This is a genomic window from Bacillus cereus group sp. BfR-BA-01381, assembly GCF_022663555.1.
GTDB lineage: Bacteria > Bacillota > Bacilli > Bacillales > Bacillaceae_G > Bacillus_A > Bacillus_A pacificus.
The window spans coordinates 1-201 of sequence record NZ_JAKUFR010000386.1; the positions used below are offsets into that span (position 1 = coordinate 1).

Here is a 201-nt window from a genome sequence, read left to right on the forward strand (position 1 = left end):
TTCAGTTTCTTCAGTCGTTACTAAAACTTCACCGTTCCCTCCATCTTGTTCTGTTTCGTAATCGGAAGGATCATCTTGCTCAGGCTGCTTTATATCTTCTACATCGGACAACTCCGGATTTTCTTCTTCACCATTTCCATTCACCGTTGCCAATTCTTCATTGTTTCCTTCTTGGTTTTCAGTTTCATAATCAGATGGATC

The 201-nt window shown here is 40.3% G+C and carries 1 protein-coding gene; it reads right to left on the reverse strand.

Annotated features, from left to right (window positions below; all coding sequences use genetic code 11):
• On the reverse strand, positions 1–201 hold a 201-nt coding region (locus MR079_RS29175), incomplete at both ends, for a hypothetical protein (protein WP_242295132.1).